General features: G+C 72.9%; 15 protein-coding genes. 11 read left to right on the top strand and 4 right to left on the bottom strand.

Annotated features, from left to right (window positions below; genetic code table 11):
* Nucleotides 1–11 precede the first annotated feature (11 nt).
* Nucleotides 12–380, bottom strand: coding sequence for a DUF1844 domain-containing protein (locus tag SGLAU_RS06515; RefSeq protein WP_099052915.1), 369 nt, complete (start codon nucleotides 378–380; stop codon nucleotides 12–14).
* Nucleotides 381–718: 338 nt separating this feature from the next.
* Between SGLAU_RS06515 and infC the strand changes: the two genes are divergently transcribed.
* From infC to SGLAU_RS06465, 10 genes are all read left to right on the top strand, one after another.
* Nucleotides 719–1396: a translation initiation factor IF-3 gene (infC, locus tag SGLAU_RS06510; RefSeq protein ID WP_078957623.1), complete on the top strand. Its 678-nt coding sequence runs from the start codon at nucleotides 719–721 to the stop codon at nucleotides 1394–1396.
* A 109-nt stretch (nucleotides 1397–1505) separates the two neighbouring features.
* A complete protein-coding gene (rpmI, locus tag SGLAU_RS06505; protein ID WP_004933563.1) occupies nucleotides 1506–1700 on the top strand; it encodes a 50S ribosomal protein L35 in 195 nt (64 codons plus the stop codon).
* 100 nt (nucleotides 1701–1800) lie between these two features.
* On the top strand, nucleotides 1801–2184 hold the full coding sequence (gene rplT, locus SGLAU_RS06500; RefSeq protein WP_006141703.1) for a 50S ribosomal protein L20: 384 nt from the start codon (nucleotides 1801–1803) through the stop codon (nucleotides 2182–2184).
* Between the two features lie 116 nt (nucleotides 2185–2300).
* On the top strand, nucleotides 2301–3149 hold the full coding sequence (locus SGLAU_RS06495; protein ID WP_043499160.1) for a TrmH family RNA methyltransferase: 849 nt from the start codon (nucleotides 2301–2303) through the stop codon (nucleotides 3147–3149).
* Between the two features lie 54 nt (nucleotides 3150–3203).
* On the top strand, nucleotides 3204–4355 hold the full coding sequence (locus SGLAU_RS06490; protein WP_043499157.1) for an ATP-binding protein: 1152 nt from the start codon (nucleotides 3204–3206) through the stop codon (nucleotides 4353–4355).
* A gap of 164 nt (nucleotides 4356–4519) precedes the next feature.
* On the top strand, nucleotides 4520–5641 hold the full coding sequence (gene pheS / locus SGLAU_RS06485) for a phenylalanine--tRNA ligase subunit alpha (RefSeq protein ID WP_052413645.1): 1122 nt from the start codon (nucleotides 4520–4522) through the stop codon (nucleotides 5639–5641).
* On the top strand, nucleotides 5641–8193 hold the full coding sequence (pheT, locus tag SGLAU_RS06480) for a phenylalanine--tRNA ligase subunit beta (RefSeq protein WP_043499155.1): 2553 nt from the start codon (nucleotides 5641–5643) through the stop codon (nucleotides 8191–8193). Before pheS ends, pheT begins: the two co-directional genes overlap by 1 nt.
* 219 nt (nucleotides 8194–8412) lie before the next feature.
* Entirely contained in the window at nucleotides 8413–9441 is a 1029-nt protein-coding gene (locus SGLAU_RS06475) for a PP2C family protein-serine/threonine phosphatase (protein WP_043499153.1), read from the top strand.
* 289 nt (nucleotides 9442–9730) lie between these two features.
* The gene (locus SGLAU_RS06470; protein ID WP_043499151.1) at nucleotides 9731–11071 is read left to right on the top strand and encodes a hypothetical protein; all 1341 of its coding nucleotides are present in this window, start codon (nucleotides 9731–9733) and stop codon (nucleotides 11069–11071) included.
* A 216-nt stretch (nucleotides 11072–11287) separates the two neighbouring features.
* A complete protein-coding gene (locus tag SGLAU_RS06465; RefSeq protein ID WP_078957622.1) occupies nucleotides 11288–11848 on the top strand; it encodes an NUDIX domain-containing protein in 561 nt (186 codons plus the stop codon).
* 37 nt (nucleotides 11849–11885) lie between these two features.
* Here SGLAU_RS06465 and SGLAU_RS06460 read toward each other — a convergent pair whose 3' ends face one another.
* Nucleotides 11886–12143, bottom strand: coding sequence for a hypothetical protein (locus tag SGLAU_RS06460; protein ID WP_043499147.1), 258 nt, complete (start codon nucleotides 12141–12143; stop codon nucleotides 11886–11888).
* A 183-nt stretch (nucleotides 12144–12326) separates the two neighbouring features.
* On the bottom strand, nucleotides 12327–13202 hold the full coding sequence (locus SGLAU_RS06455) for a 3-hydroxybutyryl-CoA dehydrogenase (protein WP_078957621.1): 876 nt from the start codon (nucleotides 13200–13202) through the stop codon (nucleotides 12327–12329).
* A gap of 181 nt (nucleotides 13203–13383) precedes the next feature.
* Between SGLAU_RS06455 and SGLAU_RS06450 the strand changes: the two genes are divergently transcribed.
* Nucleotides 13384–14718, top strand: coding sequence for a glycoside hydrolase family 10 protein (locus tag SGLAU_RS06450; protein WP_043506341.1), 1335 nt, complete (start codon nucleotides 13384–13386; stop codon nucleotides 14716–14718).
* A 1-nt stretch (nucleotide 14719) separates the two neighbouring features.
* Here the strand turns inward: SGLAU_RS06450 and SGLAU_RS06445 are convergent, their stop codons facing one another.
* Nucleotides 14720–14965: a DUF1918 domain-containing protein gene (locus tag SGLAU_RS06445; RefSeq protein ID WP_052413644.1), complete on the bottom strand. Its 246-nt coding sequence runs from the start codon at nucleotides 14963–14965 to the stop codon at nucleotides 14720–14722.
* Nucleotides 14966–14995 lie beyond the last annotated feature (30 nt).

Raw genomic sequence — 14995 nt, 5'->3', positions numbered from 1 at the left:
GGGTGCGGGGACTAGCCGTAGACGGGACCGGTGTACTTCTCGCCCGGTCCCTGGCCCGGCTCGTCCGGGACCAGGGACGCCTCGCGGAAGGCCAGCTGCAGCGACTTCAGGCCGTCCCGCAGCGGCGCCGCGTGGAACGAGCTGATCTCGGTCGCGCTGCCGTCCAGCAGTCCGGCCAGGGCGTGGATCAGCTTGCGGGCCTCGTCGAGGTCCTTGTGGGTGTCGCCCTCCTCGGTCAGGCCGAGCTTCACGGCGGCGGCGCTCATCAGGTTGACGGCCACCGTCACGATCACCTCGACCGCGGGGACCTCCGCGATGTCACGGGTCATGGCGGCGAAGTCGGGCGTCTCGGCGGAGTCCGAGGGGGAGGTCTCACTCATGCCCCACACCATAGGCGGTGCGGTGCCGTGCCCTCCCGGTTAGCCCTTGTCAAGGGATGCTGGTAATCTGGTGGACGACCGGCCGGACACCGCCGTGTGCCCGGCCCACAAGTGGAGGCTTCGAACTCCCACCTGACCGCCCCCTGGGGCGGCGGGTCACCGGTCAGACGGTCCCGTCCCGAGGCGGCGATCCGTCCGAATGCGCGCCCCGCGATGATTCGCGGCGGTGCTCCGGTAGTTCGAGGAGCCCCGCCTGTGATCGTCCGGGGCATTTTTTCTGTCTCGGCGCGGTTAGGTCTAACGAACAGAGACGTTACGCGGCTGTCCGCCAGACCGCCGTGTGGTGCTACCGAGGAGGATCCATCAGCGCCGAGCCCCGCATCAACGACCGGATTCGCGTTCCCGAGGTGCGACTTGTCGGTCCCAGTGGCGAGCAGGTCGGCATCGTGCCGCTCGCGAAGGCACTGGAGCTTGCGCAGGAGTACGACCTGGACCTGGTCGAGGTCGCGGCGAACGCCCGTCCGCCCGTGTGCAAGCTCATGGACTACGGGAAGTTCAAGTACGAGTCGGCCATGAAGGCCCGTGAGGCGCGCAAGAACCAGGCGCACACGGTCATCAAGGAGATGAAGCTCCGGCCGAAGATCGACCCGCACGACTACGACACCAAGAAGGGTCACGTCGTCCGGTTCCTCAAGCAGGGCGACAAGGTCAAGATCACGATCATGTTCCGTGGTCGCGAGCAGTCCCGGCCCGAGCTGGGCTACCGGCTGCTGCAGCGGCTCGCGGAGGACGTCCAGGACCTCGGTTTCGTGGAGTCGAACCCGAAGCAGGACGGCCGAAACATGATCATGGTTCTCGGTCCGCACAAGAAGAAGACCGAGGCGATGGCCGAGGCTCGCCAGGCGCAGGAAGCCCGGAAGGCCGAAGCGAAGGCCAACCCCGGCCGCTCGATGAACGCCGCGGACCCCGCAGCCGCCAACGCCGAGGCACCGGCCGACGCCTCCGCCGAGGCGTGATCCCCGGGGGCGCGAGCCCCCAAGGACGTAACCGATACAAGCGACGCTCCACCGTGCCCGGTTTCGCGACCGGGCACCGGAGCGCCACCGACGAGGAGAGAACGGCGCTATGCCGAAGAACAAGTCGCACAGCGGTGCCAGCAAGCGCTTCAAGGTCACCGGCTCCGGCAAGGTGCTCCGCGAGCGCGCCGGCAAGCGCCACCTGCTCGAGCACAAGTCGTCCCGCGTGACGCGTCGCCTCACCGGCAACGCCGAGATGGCCCCGGGCGACGCCGCGAAGATCAAGAAGCTTCTCGGCAAGTGAGGCCGGGCGCGTGAGCGCCTGACCCACTGCGCAGACCGGGACCCAATCGTTTCCGGGCCGTGTGAAGACACCCACGGCCCCGCTACAAGGAGTAAAACAAGTGGCACGCGTCAAGCGGGCAGTCAACGCCCACAAGAAGCGCCGGGCGATCCTCGAGCAGGCCTCCGGCTACCGCGGTCAGCGTTCGCGCCTGTACCGCAAGGCCAAGGAGCAGGTCACCCACTCGCTGGTCTACAACTACAACGACCGCAAGAAGCGCAAGGGTGACTTCCGCCAGCTGTGGATCCAGCGCATCAACGCCGCTGCCCGCGCCAACGGCATCACGTACAACCGCTTCATCCAGGGTCTGAAGGCCGCGAACGTCGAGGTCGACCGCAAGATCCTGGCCGAGCTGGCCGTGAACGACGCGAACGCGTTCGCCGCGCTCGTCGAGGTCGCGCAGAAGGCGCTGCCGTCGGACGTCAACGCGCCGAAGGCCGCGTGACGCCCCGCCGGCACTGAGCCGACGCGACTGAACGGACCCGCGGGCTGTGCCCGCGGGTCCGTTGTGTTGCGCAAGACCAACCCGCTGCTGCCGATGCTGATGAAGGTGAACCGGACATGCCCCCCGCCAGCCCCGAGCTGATCTCCCCCCGTTCCCCCCGCGTCTCCGCCGCCCGGCGGCTGGCCAAGCGGAACTTCCGGGGCAAGGAGCGGCTGTTCCTCGCGGAGGGCCCGCAGGCCGTACGGGAGGCGGCGGCGTACCCGGACACCCTCGTCGAACTGTTCGCCACCGTCGAGGCCGCGGAGCGGTACGCCGACATCGTCGGCGAGGCCCGGGACACCGGCGCCCGCGTCCACCTCGCCTCGGAGCAGGTGATCGCCGACATCTCCACCACCGTCACCCCGCAGGGCCTGGTCGGTGTCTGCCGCTTCGTGGACACGCCGTTCGAGCAGATCCTCCGGGCGCGGCCGAAACTCGTCGCCGTCCTCGCGCACGTCCGCGACCCCGGCAACGCCGGTACCGTGCTGCGCTGCGCCGACGCCGCGGGCGCCGAGGCGGTGGTGCTCACCGACGCCTCCGTCGACCTGTACAACCCGAAGGCCGTACGCGCCTCGGTGGGCTCCCTGTTCCATCTGCCCGTCGCCGTCGGCGTGCCCGTCGAACAGGCCGTCGCCGGCCTCAAGGACGCGGGGGTGCGGATCCTCGCCGCCGACGGGGCCGGCACCGACGACCTCGACGACGAGCTGGACAAGGGCACCATGGGCGGACCCACCGCCTGGGTCTTCGGCAACGAGGCCTGGGGCCTGCCCGAGGAGACCCGGTCCCTCGCGGACGCCGTGGTCCGCGTCCCCATCCACGGCCGCGCCGAGAGCCTGAACCTCGCGACCGCCGCCGCCGTATGTCTCTACGCGTCGGCCCGCGCGCAGCGCGCCTCCGGAGGGTGCCGAACCGTCACCGAGAGCTAGTAGGGTGACGGGCTCGGGGGGCCCACTCAACCATCCGAGAGGTGGGATACGGGGATGAGCGTCGGCACGAGCAGCGCACCGGGGGCACGGGACGTGCGGCACCCGCCCGCGCCCCGGCCCGGTGACCCGGCGGCGGGACCCGGGCTCGATCCCGACGACCTGCCCGACGGCCTCGTCGTCGCCGACGAGGACGGCCGGGTGATCTGCTGCAACGCAGCCGCCGAACGCATCGCCGACGTCCGGGCCGCCGACGTCCTCGGCCGGCCGCTGGAGACGGCGCTGCCGTTAGAGGACCTGGAGGGGCGGCGCTGGTGGCAGCTGACCGACCCCTACGGCGGCCTCGCCATCCGGGTCCGCCAGCCCGAGCGCAACCTGCTGCTGCCGGGCGGCCGGGAAGTGCTGGTCTCCGCCCGCTACGTCCGCAGCGAGCCCACCGGGCCGGTCCGCCGCGTCGTCGTCTCCCTGCGCGACACCGAGGCCCGGCGGCGCACCGAGCGCAGCCACGCCGAGCTGATCGCCACCGTCGCCCACGAGCTGCGCTCCCCGCTCACCTCCGTCAAGGGCTTCACCGCGACGCTGCTCGCCAAGTGGGAACGGTTCACCGACGACCAGAAGCGGCTGATGCTGGAGACCGTCGACGCGGACGCCGACCGGGTCACCCGGCTCATCGCCGAACTGCTGGACATCTCCCGCATCGACTCCGGGCGGCTGGAGCTGCGCCGGCAGCCCGTCGACATCGGCGCCGCCGTCGGCCGGCACATCCAGGCGTACGTCGCCGCCGGGCAGGCCGCCGACCGGTTCCTGCTGCGGATCGAGCAGCCGCTGCCCGACCTGTGGGCCGACCCCGACAAGATCGACCAGGTGCTCAGCAACCTGCTGGAAAATGCGGTGCGCCACGGCGAGGGAACCGTCACCATCGACATCACGGCCACGGCTTCCCCCCGTGAGGGGGAGTCCGCCGAGAAAGCAGCCACGTCGGTCACCGTGAGCGACGAGGGGCCCGGCATCCCGGAGGAATCCATGAACCGCGTCTTCACCCGCTTCTGGCGGGGCAGCAAGCGCGGCGGCACCGGCCTCGGGCTCTACATCGTCAAGGGCATCGTCGAGGCCCACGGCGGCACGATCACGGTCGGACGTGCCCCGCAGGGCGGCGCCGAGTTCCGATTTACGCTGCCCGTGGGGGCACCGGCGTATCTCGCCCAGTGACCCACGGGCGCATTCGTACACCTCCACCCCGTTAGACTCGGCCTTTGGCACCTTTGTGTCCTGCACACGGCCCAGACGAGCCAGCTCACCGGCCGGTCACGGGGACCATCCGCCAGGGGGCACCTCCCAGCGAAGCTGGGGGACAATCGGAAGCACGGGAAGAGATGTCGGCACCCAATAAGTCGTACGACCCTGTCGAGGTCGAGGCGTTGAAACCGGAAGAGATCGAGCGCATGCGGGACGAGGCGCTCGCCGCCTTCGCCGCCGCGGACTCCCTCGACGCGCTCCAGGAGGCCAAGGTCGCCCACACCGGCGGCACCTCCCCGCTGGCCCTCGCCAACCGCGAGATCGGCGCCCTGCCCCCGCACGCCAAGGCCGAGGCCGGCAAGCGCGTCGGCCAGGCCCGCGGCGCCGTCAACAAGGCGCTCGCCGCCCGCCAGGCCGAGCTGGAGGCGGAGCGGGACGCCCGCGTGCTGGTCGAGGAGGACGTGGACGTCTCCCTGCCGTACGACCGGGTCCCGGCCGGCGCCCGCCACCCGCTGACCACCCTGTCCGAGCGCATCGAGGACGTCTTCGTGGCCATGGGCTACGAGGTCGCCGAGGGCCCGCAGGTCGAGGCCGAGTGGTTCAACTTCGACGCCCTGAACATCGGCCCGGACCACCCGGCCCGCGGCGAGGCCGACACCTTCTTCGTGGAGGGCCCGGACGGCGGCGCCGACTCCGGTGTCGTGCTGCGCACCCACACCTCGCCGGTGCAGATCCGCTCCCTGCTCGACCGTGAGCTGCCGGTCTACGTGATCTGCCCGGGCCGCGTCTACCGCACCGACGAGCTGGACGCCACCCACACCCCGGTCTTCCACCAGGTCGAGCTGCTCGCCGTGGACGAGGGCCTGACCATGGCGGACCTCAAGGGCACCCTGGACCACATGGTCCAGTCGCTGTTCGGCGAGGGCATGAAGACCCGGCTGCGGCCGAACTTCTTCCCCTTCACCGAGCCGTCCGCCGAGATGGACATGGTGTGCTACGTCTGCCGCGGCGAGTCCGTCGGCAACCCCGACCGCCCCTGCCGCACCTGCTCCAGCGAGGGCTGGATCGAGCTGGGCGGCTGCGGCATGGTCAACCCGCGGGTGCTCACCGCCTGCGGCGTCGACCCGGAGAAGTACAGCGGCTTCGCCTTCGGGTTCGGCATCGAGCGGATGCTGATGTTCCGCCACAACGTCGATGACATGCGAGACATGGTCGAGGGTGACGTCCGGTTCACCCGGCCCTTCGGGATGGAGATCTGATGCGGGTCCCGCTTTCTTGGCTGCGGGAGTACGTCGACCTGCCGGCCACCGAGACCGGCCGTGACGTCCAGGCCAAGCTCATTTCGGCCGGTCTGGAGGTCGAGACGGTCGAGCAGCTCGGCCACGACCTCAAGGGTCCCCTGGTCGTCGGCCAGGTGCTGACCATCGAGGAGCTGGAGGGCTTCAAGAAGCCGATCCGCTTCTGCACCGTCGACGTCGGCCGGGCCAACGGCACCGGCGAGCCCCAGGAGATCGTCTGCGGCGCCCGCAACTTCGCGGTCGGCGACAAGGTCGTCGTGGTGCTCCCCGGCGCCACCCTGCCGGGCGGCTTCTCCATCGCCGCGCGCAAGACCTACGGCAAGGTCTCGCACGGCATGATCTGCTCCAGCGACGAGCTGGGCATGGGAGACGACGGCAGCAAGGGCATCATCGTGCTGCCGCCCGAGACCGAGGTCGGCCGCGACGCCATCGAGCTGCTCGAACTGGTCGACGAGGTGCTGGACATCGCCGTCACCGCCAACCGCGGCGACTGCCTGTCCATCCGCGGCGTCGCCCGCGAGACCGCCATCGCCTACGGCCTGCCGCTGCGCGACCCGGCGCTGCTCGACGTCCCGGCGCCGAACGCCTTCGGCTACCCGGTGAAGATCTCCGAGCCGCTCGGCTGCGACCGCTTCACCGCCCGCACCGTGTCCGGGCTGCGCCCCGAGGCCCGCTCCCCGATCTGGCTCCAGCGCCGGCTGCAGAAGGTCGGCATGCGCCCGATCTCCCTGGCCGTCGACGTCACCAACTACGTGATGATGGAGCTGGGCCAGCCGCTGCACGCCTACGACCGCAAGCTGGTCCAGGGCACGATCGGGGTGCGCCGGGCCGAGGAGGGCGAGAAGATCGTCACCCTCGACGGCGTCGAGCGGAAGCTGCACGCCGAGGACCTGGTCATCACCGACGAGCGCGGGCCCATCGGCCTCGCGGGCGTCATGGGCGGCGCCGACACGGAGATCGCCGACCTCCCCCAAGCTCTCGACTCCGCTCGAGCAGGGGGGACCCCCGTGGACGCCGAGGGCGCCACCACCGACGTGGTGATCGAGGCCGCGCACTTCGACGCGGTGTCCATCGCCCGCACCGCCCGCCGCCACAAGCTGTCCTCCGAGGCGTCGCGCCGCTTCGAGCGCGGTGTCGACCCGCAGGCCGCCTCCGCCGCCGCCCAGCGCACCGTCGACCTGCTGGTGCTGCTCGCGGGCGGTACCGCCGACGCCGGGGTCACCGAGGTCATCGCGCCGTCCGCGCCGCACACCATCACCGTGCCCGCCGACCACCCGGACCGGGTCGCGGGCGTCACCTACGGCCGGGAGACCGTCGTACGGCGGCTCCAGGAGATCGGCTGCGACGTGTACGGGCAGGACGAGCTGATCGTCACCGTCCCGTCCTGGCGCCCCGACCTGCTGGAGGCCAACGATCTCGCCGAGGAGGTCATCCGGCTGGAGGGCTACGAGAACCTGCCCTCCACCCTGCCCAAGCCGCCGTCCGGCCGCGGCCTGACGCACCGCCAGCGGCTGCACCGCAGGGTCGGCCGGGCACTGGCCGGTGCCGGCTACGTCGAGGCGCCGAACTACCCGTTCGTCAGCGAGCAGGTCTTCGACCAGCTCGGCCTGGACGCCGACGACCCCGCCCGCCGCGTGGTCAGGCTCGTCAACCCGCTCAGCGACGAGGAGCCCGCGCTGCGCACCTCGCTGCTGCCGGGCCTGCTCGGCGCGCTGCGGCGCAACGACGGGCGGGGCTCGCACGATCTCGCGCTGTTCGAGACCGGCCTGGTCTTCCACCCGCGTGCGGAGCGGCCCGTCGCCGGGCACGTACCGGTCGACCGCCGTCCCACCGACGAGGAGATCGCCGCGCTCGACGCCGCGCTGCCCGAGCAGCCCCGCCACGTCGCCGTCGTCCTCGCCGGCGCCCGTGAGCAGGCCGGCTGGTGGGGCAAGGGCCGTCCGGCCGACTGGGCCGACGCGATCGAGGCCGCCCGGGCCGTCGCCCGTGAGGCCGGGGCCGGCCTGGTCGTCCGCAAGGGGCGGTACGGGCCGTGGCACCCGGGCCGGTGCGCCGAGCTGGTCGTCGTCGCCGACGGCGCCGAGCAGGTCGTCGGCCACGCGGGCGAGCTGCACCCGCGCGTGCTGAAGGCGCTCGGGCTGCCCGGGCGGACCTGCGCGATGGAGCTGGACCTGGACGCCCTGGAGCGGGCCGGCGACGACACGCCGCAGGCGCCGGGCATCTCCACCTTCCCCGTGGCCACGCAGGACGTCGCGCTCGTCGTGGACAAGCCGGTGCCGCACGCGGAGGTCGAGGCCGCGCTGCGCGAGGGCGCCGGCGAGCTGCTGGAGGCCATCCGGCTGTTCGACGTGTACGAGAACGCGGAGCAGCTGGGCGACGGGAAGAAGTCCCTGGCGTACGCGCTGCGCTTCCGGGCCGGTGACCGGACGCTGACGGTCGACGAGGCGTCCGCGGCGCGCGACGCGGCGGTGGCGCTGGCCGCCGAGCGGACCGGGGCGGTGCTGCGGGGCTGAGTCCTCCGCGCCCACGGCGTGCTGCGCGGGCCGGGACGGCCGTCGGTCGTCCTCGGTCGCGCGCGCAGCACGCCGCGTCCCTCGCGGGCACGCCGGTCACCTCACTCGATCGGGTGAGGTTTCCGGCGGATCCGTCGTCACGGGTCATGCGATCGACAGAATCGGACCGGCCTCTCGGGGCCGGTCTGCGCTGTCAGGGCCTACAGGGGGGCCATCGGCATGATCCGTATCAGGGCCCGGGCCCCCGGCCGCCGGGCGCTCGCGCCGGGGCTGCCCACCGCCCGGGGCGCCGCGGCCGTCGCGGGCGAGCCGGCCTGCCCGCTCGCCCGGCAGTGCGGGCTGCGGGTGCGGATCGTCTCCGGCGCCGTCCTCTTCGCCGTCGGCACCGGGCTGGTCCTCCACGCCCGCCGGACACTGCGTGAGCCGAAGCGGTCCCGCGAGGCCGCCGCTGCCGCCCGGGGGGCCCTGCCGCGGCCGCTGCCCCCGCGCGTCGGCGGGCTGCGGGTGGCCGCCGCCCAGCTCTCCGCCGACCGGCGTGCCGGGGTGGGCGGTGACCTGTACGAGGTCGTCGCCACCGAGTACGGCGTGCGGGCCGTGATCGGCGATGTGCGCGGGCACGGGGTCGGTGCCGTCGGGACCGTCGCCGCCGTGCTCGGCGGATTCCGGGAAGCCGTGCACGACGAGCCGGACCTCGGCCGGGTGCTGCGCAGGCTGGACCGTGCGCTCGCCCGCGACCTGCGCGAGCGGGCCCGGACGGCCGGCCCGGACAGCCCGGTCGCCGAGGACTTCGTGACCCTCCTGCTGCTGGAGATCGCCCCTGGGGGCGAGGTGCAAGCGCTCAACTGCGGGCACCCGTGGCCGTACCGGCTGCTCGGTGCCCGGGTCGAGCCGCTGTCCCGGGCCGACCCGCTGCCGCCGCTGGGCCCGTTCCCGCTCCCGCCCGAGCTGCCCGCCGTACGGTGCGCGGCGCTGCGCCCCGGCGAGGCGCTGTTCCTGCACACGGACGGGGCGGAGGAGGCCCGCGACGCCCAGGGCCGGTTCTTCCCCCTCACCGCCGTGCTGACGGAGGCGCTGGGGGCGGGGGCGGGCACGCCGCGGGCGCTGCTGGCGGCCGTCTTCACCCGGCTGCTGCGGCACACGGCCGGACAGCCGGCCGACGACGTGGCACTGCTGGTCCTGCACGACGCGCGCCGGCCCCGGCCCGCCGCTGCGGCGGCGCCGGGAACCACGCGGGCCGCCACCCCGTGACCCCGGCCGGCGCAGGCGCCGCTGACCCCGCAGGGCCGGCGGCGGCCGTCCGCCCCGCCACGGAGTGTCGGGCAGGCGGCGGAGCGGACGGCCGGGACACGGGCCGCCGCACTGTGGTGAGGGGGAGCCGGCGGCCCGGGCCGGCCTCTTGCGAGGCGTTTCAGTCAACCGGCCGGAAACGCTCCGCGACAGCGCGCACACGGTGCGGATGCGGGCACTCCGTTCACACCCCGTGTGAACCCGGCTTCACTACGCTGTCAGCACCGAGCCACCACCTGGGGGCGTTCCCATGCAGCCCAACACCCTGCTCGACGCGATCCTCGACGAGGCGGGCATCTCGCACGCCGGACTGGCCGCGCACGTGAACCAGGCCGGCCGGGCGCGCGGACTCGCGCTCCGGTACGAGCACACCGCCGTGGCCCGCTGGCTGAAGGGGCAGCGCCCGCGCGGCCAGGTGCCGGACCTGATCTGCGAGGTGCTCGCCGCCCGGCTGCACCGGCCGGTCACCCTCGACGACATCGGCCTCGGGGTCCCCGGCGGCGAGCCGGCCGGCCACGGCACCTCGCTCTCCGGGTTCGTCGAGCGGGCGACCGCCCTGTGGCGCTCCGACGAGCAGCAGCGCCCGCACATCCTGGGCGCCCCCGCCGTCACCGGCACACCCGCCGTGATGCCGGTGTGGGAGTGGGAGAACCCGCCCGAGGACGTCGACGTCTCCCGGGGCGGACGGCACCGGGTCACCCCGGCCGACATCGAGATGCTGCGCGCCGCCCGCGCCCACTACGAGCAGATGTACCGCAAGGCCGGCGGCGTGGCGACGCGCACCCGGATCGTCGGTTTCCTCAACGCCGAGGCCGCGCCGCTGCTGCGCGGCGGCTACACCGACGCGACGGGGCGTCAGCTGCACCGGGCCACCGGCGGGCTGGTGGCGATCGCCGGCATCTGCGCCTACGACTCCGACGCGCACGGCCTCGCCCAGCGCTACTTCCACCAGGCGCTGCGGCTGGCCAAGGCCAGCGGTGACCGGGGACTCGGTGCGTACGTGATCGCCCTGCTGGTCAACCAGTCGCTGTACATGAGGGAGTACCGTCAGGCCGTCGCCTTCGCGGAGGCCGCGCTGCGCACCGCGGGCAGACACATCACCCCCGCGCTCGCCTCCGACCTGTACGCGATGCAGGCCAAGGCGTACGCCCATCTCGGCGACGGCAGCAGCGCGCTGTCCTGCATCCGGCGGGCGGAGCAGGCCGCCGAGCGGATCCGGCGCGGCTACGAGCCGGACGAGACCGGCTATGTGCAGCCCGGCCTGGTCAACGTCCAGGTGGCGGAGGCCCTGCTCAGTCTCGGCGAGCTGGCGGCGGCCCGCGAGCACGCCGAGGCGGCGGTGGACACCCCCGCGCACGACCGGGGGCGGGTGCACCGGCTGGCCATGCTCAGCACCATCGAGCTGCGCCAGGGCAACGCGGACAAGGCCGTGCAGACGGCGGTGCTGATGGCCGAGCAGGCGCGCGGGATGGAGTCCCAGCGGCTGCGGGACAGACTCCGGGCGGTGCGCGAGCATCTGACGCGCAGCGGCGGCGCCGGGACGGCCGAGGCCGCCGAACTCATCGACGGGGCCCTGCGCGTACCGCTGTAGCCGCACGCGGTACCGGTGGGCCGCGGGGGTCACCGGCGTTCACCGGGGCGCGCCGCCGTACCCCGCACCGCCGTACCCCGCGACCCGCGTGATCCGTTGCGACGCCGCGCGGCACGCTGCGCCCGCCGCCGCCCGCGAGCGGCCGGCCGTGCGCCCTGCTGCCTGCCCCGCTCCTGCTGGGATATTGCCCCTTACTCAGCGGAAGGTGGCAGAACCGTGCAGTGGACGAAACAGAACGAACAAACTGTGTATGAAAATCGCTGGTTCAGCGTCAATCTCGCGGACGTCGAGCTCCCGGACGGCCGGCACCTCGACCACTTCCTGATACGGCTGCGGCCCGTCGCCGTGGCCACGGTGGTGAACGAGGCCAACGAGGTCCTGCTCCTGTGGCGCCACCGCTTCATCACCGACAGCTGGGGGTGGGAGCTGGCGGCGGGCGTCGTCGAGGACGGCGAGGACATCGCCGCGGCGGCCGCCCGGGAACTGGAGGAGGAGACCGGCTGGCGGCCGGGACCCCTGCGCCACCTGATGAGCGTGGAGCCGTCCAACGGGCTCACCGACGCCCGGCACCACGTCTACTGGGCCGACACCGGCGAGTACGTCGGGCACCCGGTGGACGACTTCGAGTCGGACCGCCGGGAGTGGGTCCCGCTCAAGCTCGTCCCCGACCTGGTCGCCCGTGGCGAGGTCCCGGCCGCCAACATGGCCGCAGCCCTGCTGTTACTCCATCACCTGCGGCTCGGCCAGGATCCCGTGCCCCAGAGGGACACCTCCTGAGGCCGGCCCGGCCCCAGGGCCGTGTCCTGGTCGTCTCCTAGCGTCCGAGGGCCTGCCAGACCGCCACGGCCAGGGCCCCGATCGCGGTCACGGCCGTGATCGAGGGCAGGGGCCAGCGGGCGTGCTCCAGGTGGACCAGCCGCGTGTGCAGCTCGTCGACTTCCTTGGCGGTCTCCTCGGTGCGGTGGGAGAGCAGGGCCAGCCCGCCCTCGACGCGCGCGTAGGCGACGTCGAGGCGGCGCCGTAACTCTGCGAGTTCCTCCAGGGAGACGGATTGCCGGGGATCGGCGGTCACGAAACCGCTCCTTTCCGTGTTCTCTCACATCCCTTGCATGCGCATGCTGAGTCAACTCGCCTGGTGGGCGCATGGGGAGTGTGTGCGCACGGCATATGCGTGGCCGCCGCGCACACGGTGTGTGAAACACGCGGGCCCGGCACCCCCGCCGGGTGCCGGGCCCCTCCAGCTAGCGCTGGGTAATCAGCCGTAGGTGTAGAAGCCGGAACCGGTCTTGCGGCCGAGCCGGCCCGCGTCCACCATGCGCTGGAGCAGCGGGGGAGCGGCGTACAGCGGCTCCTTGTACTCCTCGTACATCGAGTGCGCGACGGAGGCGACCGTGTCGAGGCCGATGAGGTCGGAGAGCTTCAGCGGGCCCATCGGGTGGGCGCAGCCCATCTCCATGCCGTTGTCGATGTCCTCGCGGCTGGCGATGCCCGACTCGAACATCCGGATCGCGGAGAGCAGATACGGGATCAGCAGCGCGTTGACGACGAAGCCGGAGCGGTCCTGGGCGCGGATGGCGTGCTTGCCGAGCACCTTCTCCGTGAACAGCTGCGCCCGGCTGAGGGTGCCCTCGGAGGTGGTGAGGGCCGGGATCAGCTCGACCAGCTGCTGCACGGGGGCCGGGTTGAAGAAGTGGATGCCGATGACCTGGTCCGGACGCGCGGTGGCGACGGCCAGCTTCACCAGCGGGATGGAGGAGGTGTTGGAGGCCAGGATGGCGTCCGGGCGGGTCACCACCTGGTCGAGCACCTGGAAGATCTCGGTCTTGACCTGCTCGTTCTCCACCACCGCCTCGATCACCAGATCGCGGTCGGCGAACTCGCCGAGGTCGGTGGTGAAGCTCAGCCGGGCCTGCGTCGCATCCCGCTCCGCGTCGCTGATCTTGCCCCGCTCGGCGGCCTTGGCCAGGGAGTTGAACAGCCGGGTGCGGCCGATCTCCAGGGCCTCGCCGGTGGTCTCGGCGACCCTGACGTCCAGTCCCGCGCGGGCGCACACCTCCGCGATGCCGGCGCCCATCTGGCCACAGCCGACCACTCCGACGCGCGCAATGTCTCCCGATGGGATGCCTGTCACATCGTCCCCTTCGCTGATCCGTTCGGCCGCGGCAGTCCGCCGGGTCGCGGGGCCTGCTCGTGCCTGCTCCGTTCGTGCACGTTACCGCCAAGTATCGATGATCGATCACCGGGGTCGGGGGCATCCTGGCCCGGAGACTGTCCGTGACCGCGTGACCGCGCGGAGTATGGGGGTGTTCTGGATGGGACGTGTGACACGCCGGGCGTTCGCCGCGGCGGCCCTGTCGGCGCTGGTGCTGTCCGGGGAGGCCGCGGCCTCCCCGGGACGGCCCGGACGGCGGCCGCCCGGGCCGGACGGGCGGGACCCGGCGGCCGACGGCTCGCCGGCCGGGGAGGCGCCCGGACCGACCGCGCGGAGCGCGGCCGCCGCGAACGCGGGCCAGGCCGCCGCGGCGGCCGAGATGCGCGGCATGTGGCTGGCCACGGTCGTCAACCGGGACTGGCCCTCCCGGGCCGGGCTGAGCGCCGCCCGGCAGCGTGCGGAACTGCTCGCCCACCTCGACCAGGCGGTGCGCAGCCGGCTCAACACGGTGATCTTCCAGGTGCGGCCCGCGGCGGACGCGCTGTGGCCCTCGCCGCACGAGCCCTGGTCGCAGTACCTGACCGGCACCCAGGGCAAGGACCCCGGCTGGGACCCGCTCGGCACGGCCGTCGCCGAGGCCCACGCACGCGGTCTGGAGCTGCACGCCTGGTTCAACCCGCTGCGCGTCGCCACGCACGCGGACCCCTCCCGGCTGCTGGCGGACCACCCCGCGCGCCGGCATCCGGAGTGGGTGGTGCGCTACGGCGGGAAGCTGTACTACAACGCCGGGCTGCCCGAGGTCCGCGGCTTCGTGCAGGAGGCGATGCTCGACGCGGTCCGCAGGTACCCGGTGGACGCCGTCCACTTCGACGACTACTTCTACCCGTACCCGGTCGCGGGCCAGACCTTCGACGACGACGCGGCCTTCGAGAGGTACGGCGGCGGTTTCGCCGGACGGGCCGACTGGCGGCGGGACAACATCGACCGCCTGGTGCGGGACATGGCGGCCGGGATCAAGAAGGCGCAGCCCGGCACCCGGTTCGGGATCAGCCCGTTCGGGGTGTGGCGCAACGCGTCGACCGACCCGCTCGGCTCCGGCACCCGCGCCCTGCAGGCCTACGACGATCTCTACGCGGACACCCGCAAGTGGGTCCGGGAGCGATGGGTGGACTACATCTGCCCGCAGCTCTACTGGCACATCGGCTTCCCGGCCGCCGACTACGCCGAGCTGGTGCGGTGGTGGGCCGGGGTCGCCCAGGGCAGCGGCACCCGGCTGTACATCGGCGAGGCCCTCTACCGGGCCGGCGACCCGGCACAGGCCGCCCCGTGGCAGGACCCGGCCGAACTCTCCCGGCACCTGACGCTGGCCCGCCGGTATCCGCAGGTGAAGGGGCACGTCTTCTTCGCCGCGAAGGAGGTGGCGGCGGATCCGGCCGGCGCGATGGCACGGGTGATCGCCGACCACTACGGGCAGCCGGCGAACCCCGCGTCCTGAATCAGAGCCCCATGCCGGGCGGCTGAGTGCTCGTCGGGGGTTGCGAGACCGCCGCCGGCTGCGTGCTCCGGTGCCGGATCTCGGTGTCGGGGCCCGGGGAGCACAGTCCCTCGTGCCCGTCCTGGAACCGGACGCGGTACGGGGGGTTGCCCTCCTGGCCGAGCACTTCGACGATCTCGCCGACCTTGTCGTGCTGTCCGACCACCCTGCCGTGCTGGACAAGCTGGTCGCCCACGGTTGCGCGCATCTGGAGCCTCCTCCACCTTCGCGGGAGCAG

The organism is Streptomyces glaucescens, from assembly GCF_000761215.1.
Taxonomy (GTDB): Bacteria; Actinomycetota; Actinomycetes; order Streptomycetales; family Streptomycetaceae; genus Streptomyces; species Streptomyces glaucescens_B.
This window is presented reverse-complemented; position numbering and strand designations above follow the sequence as displayed.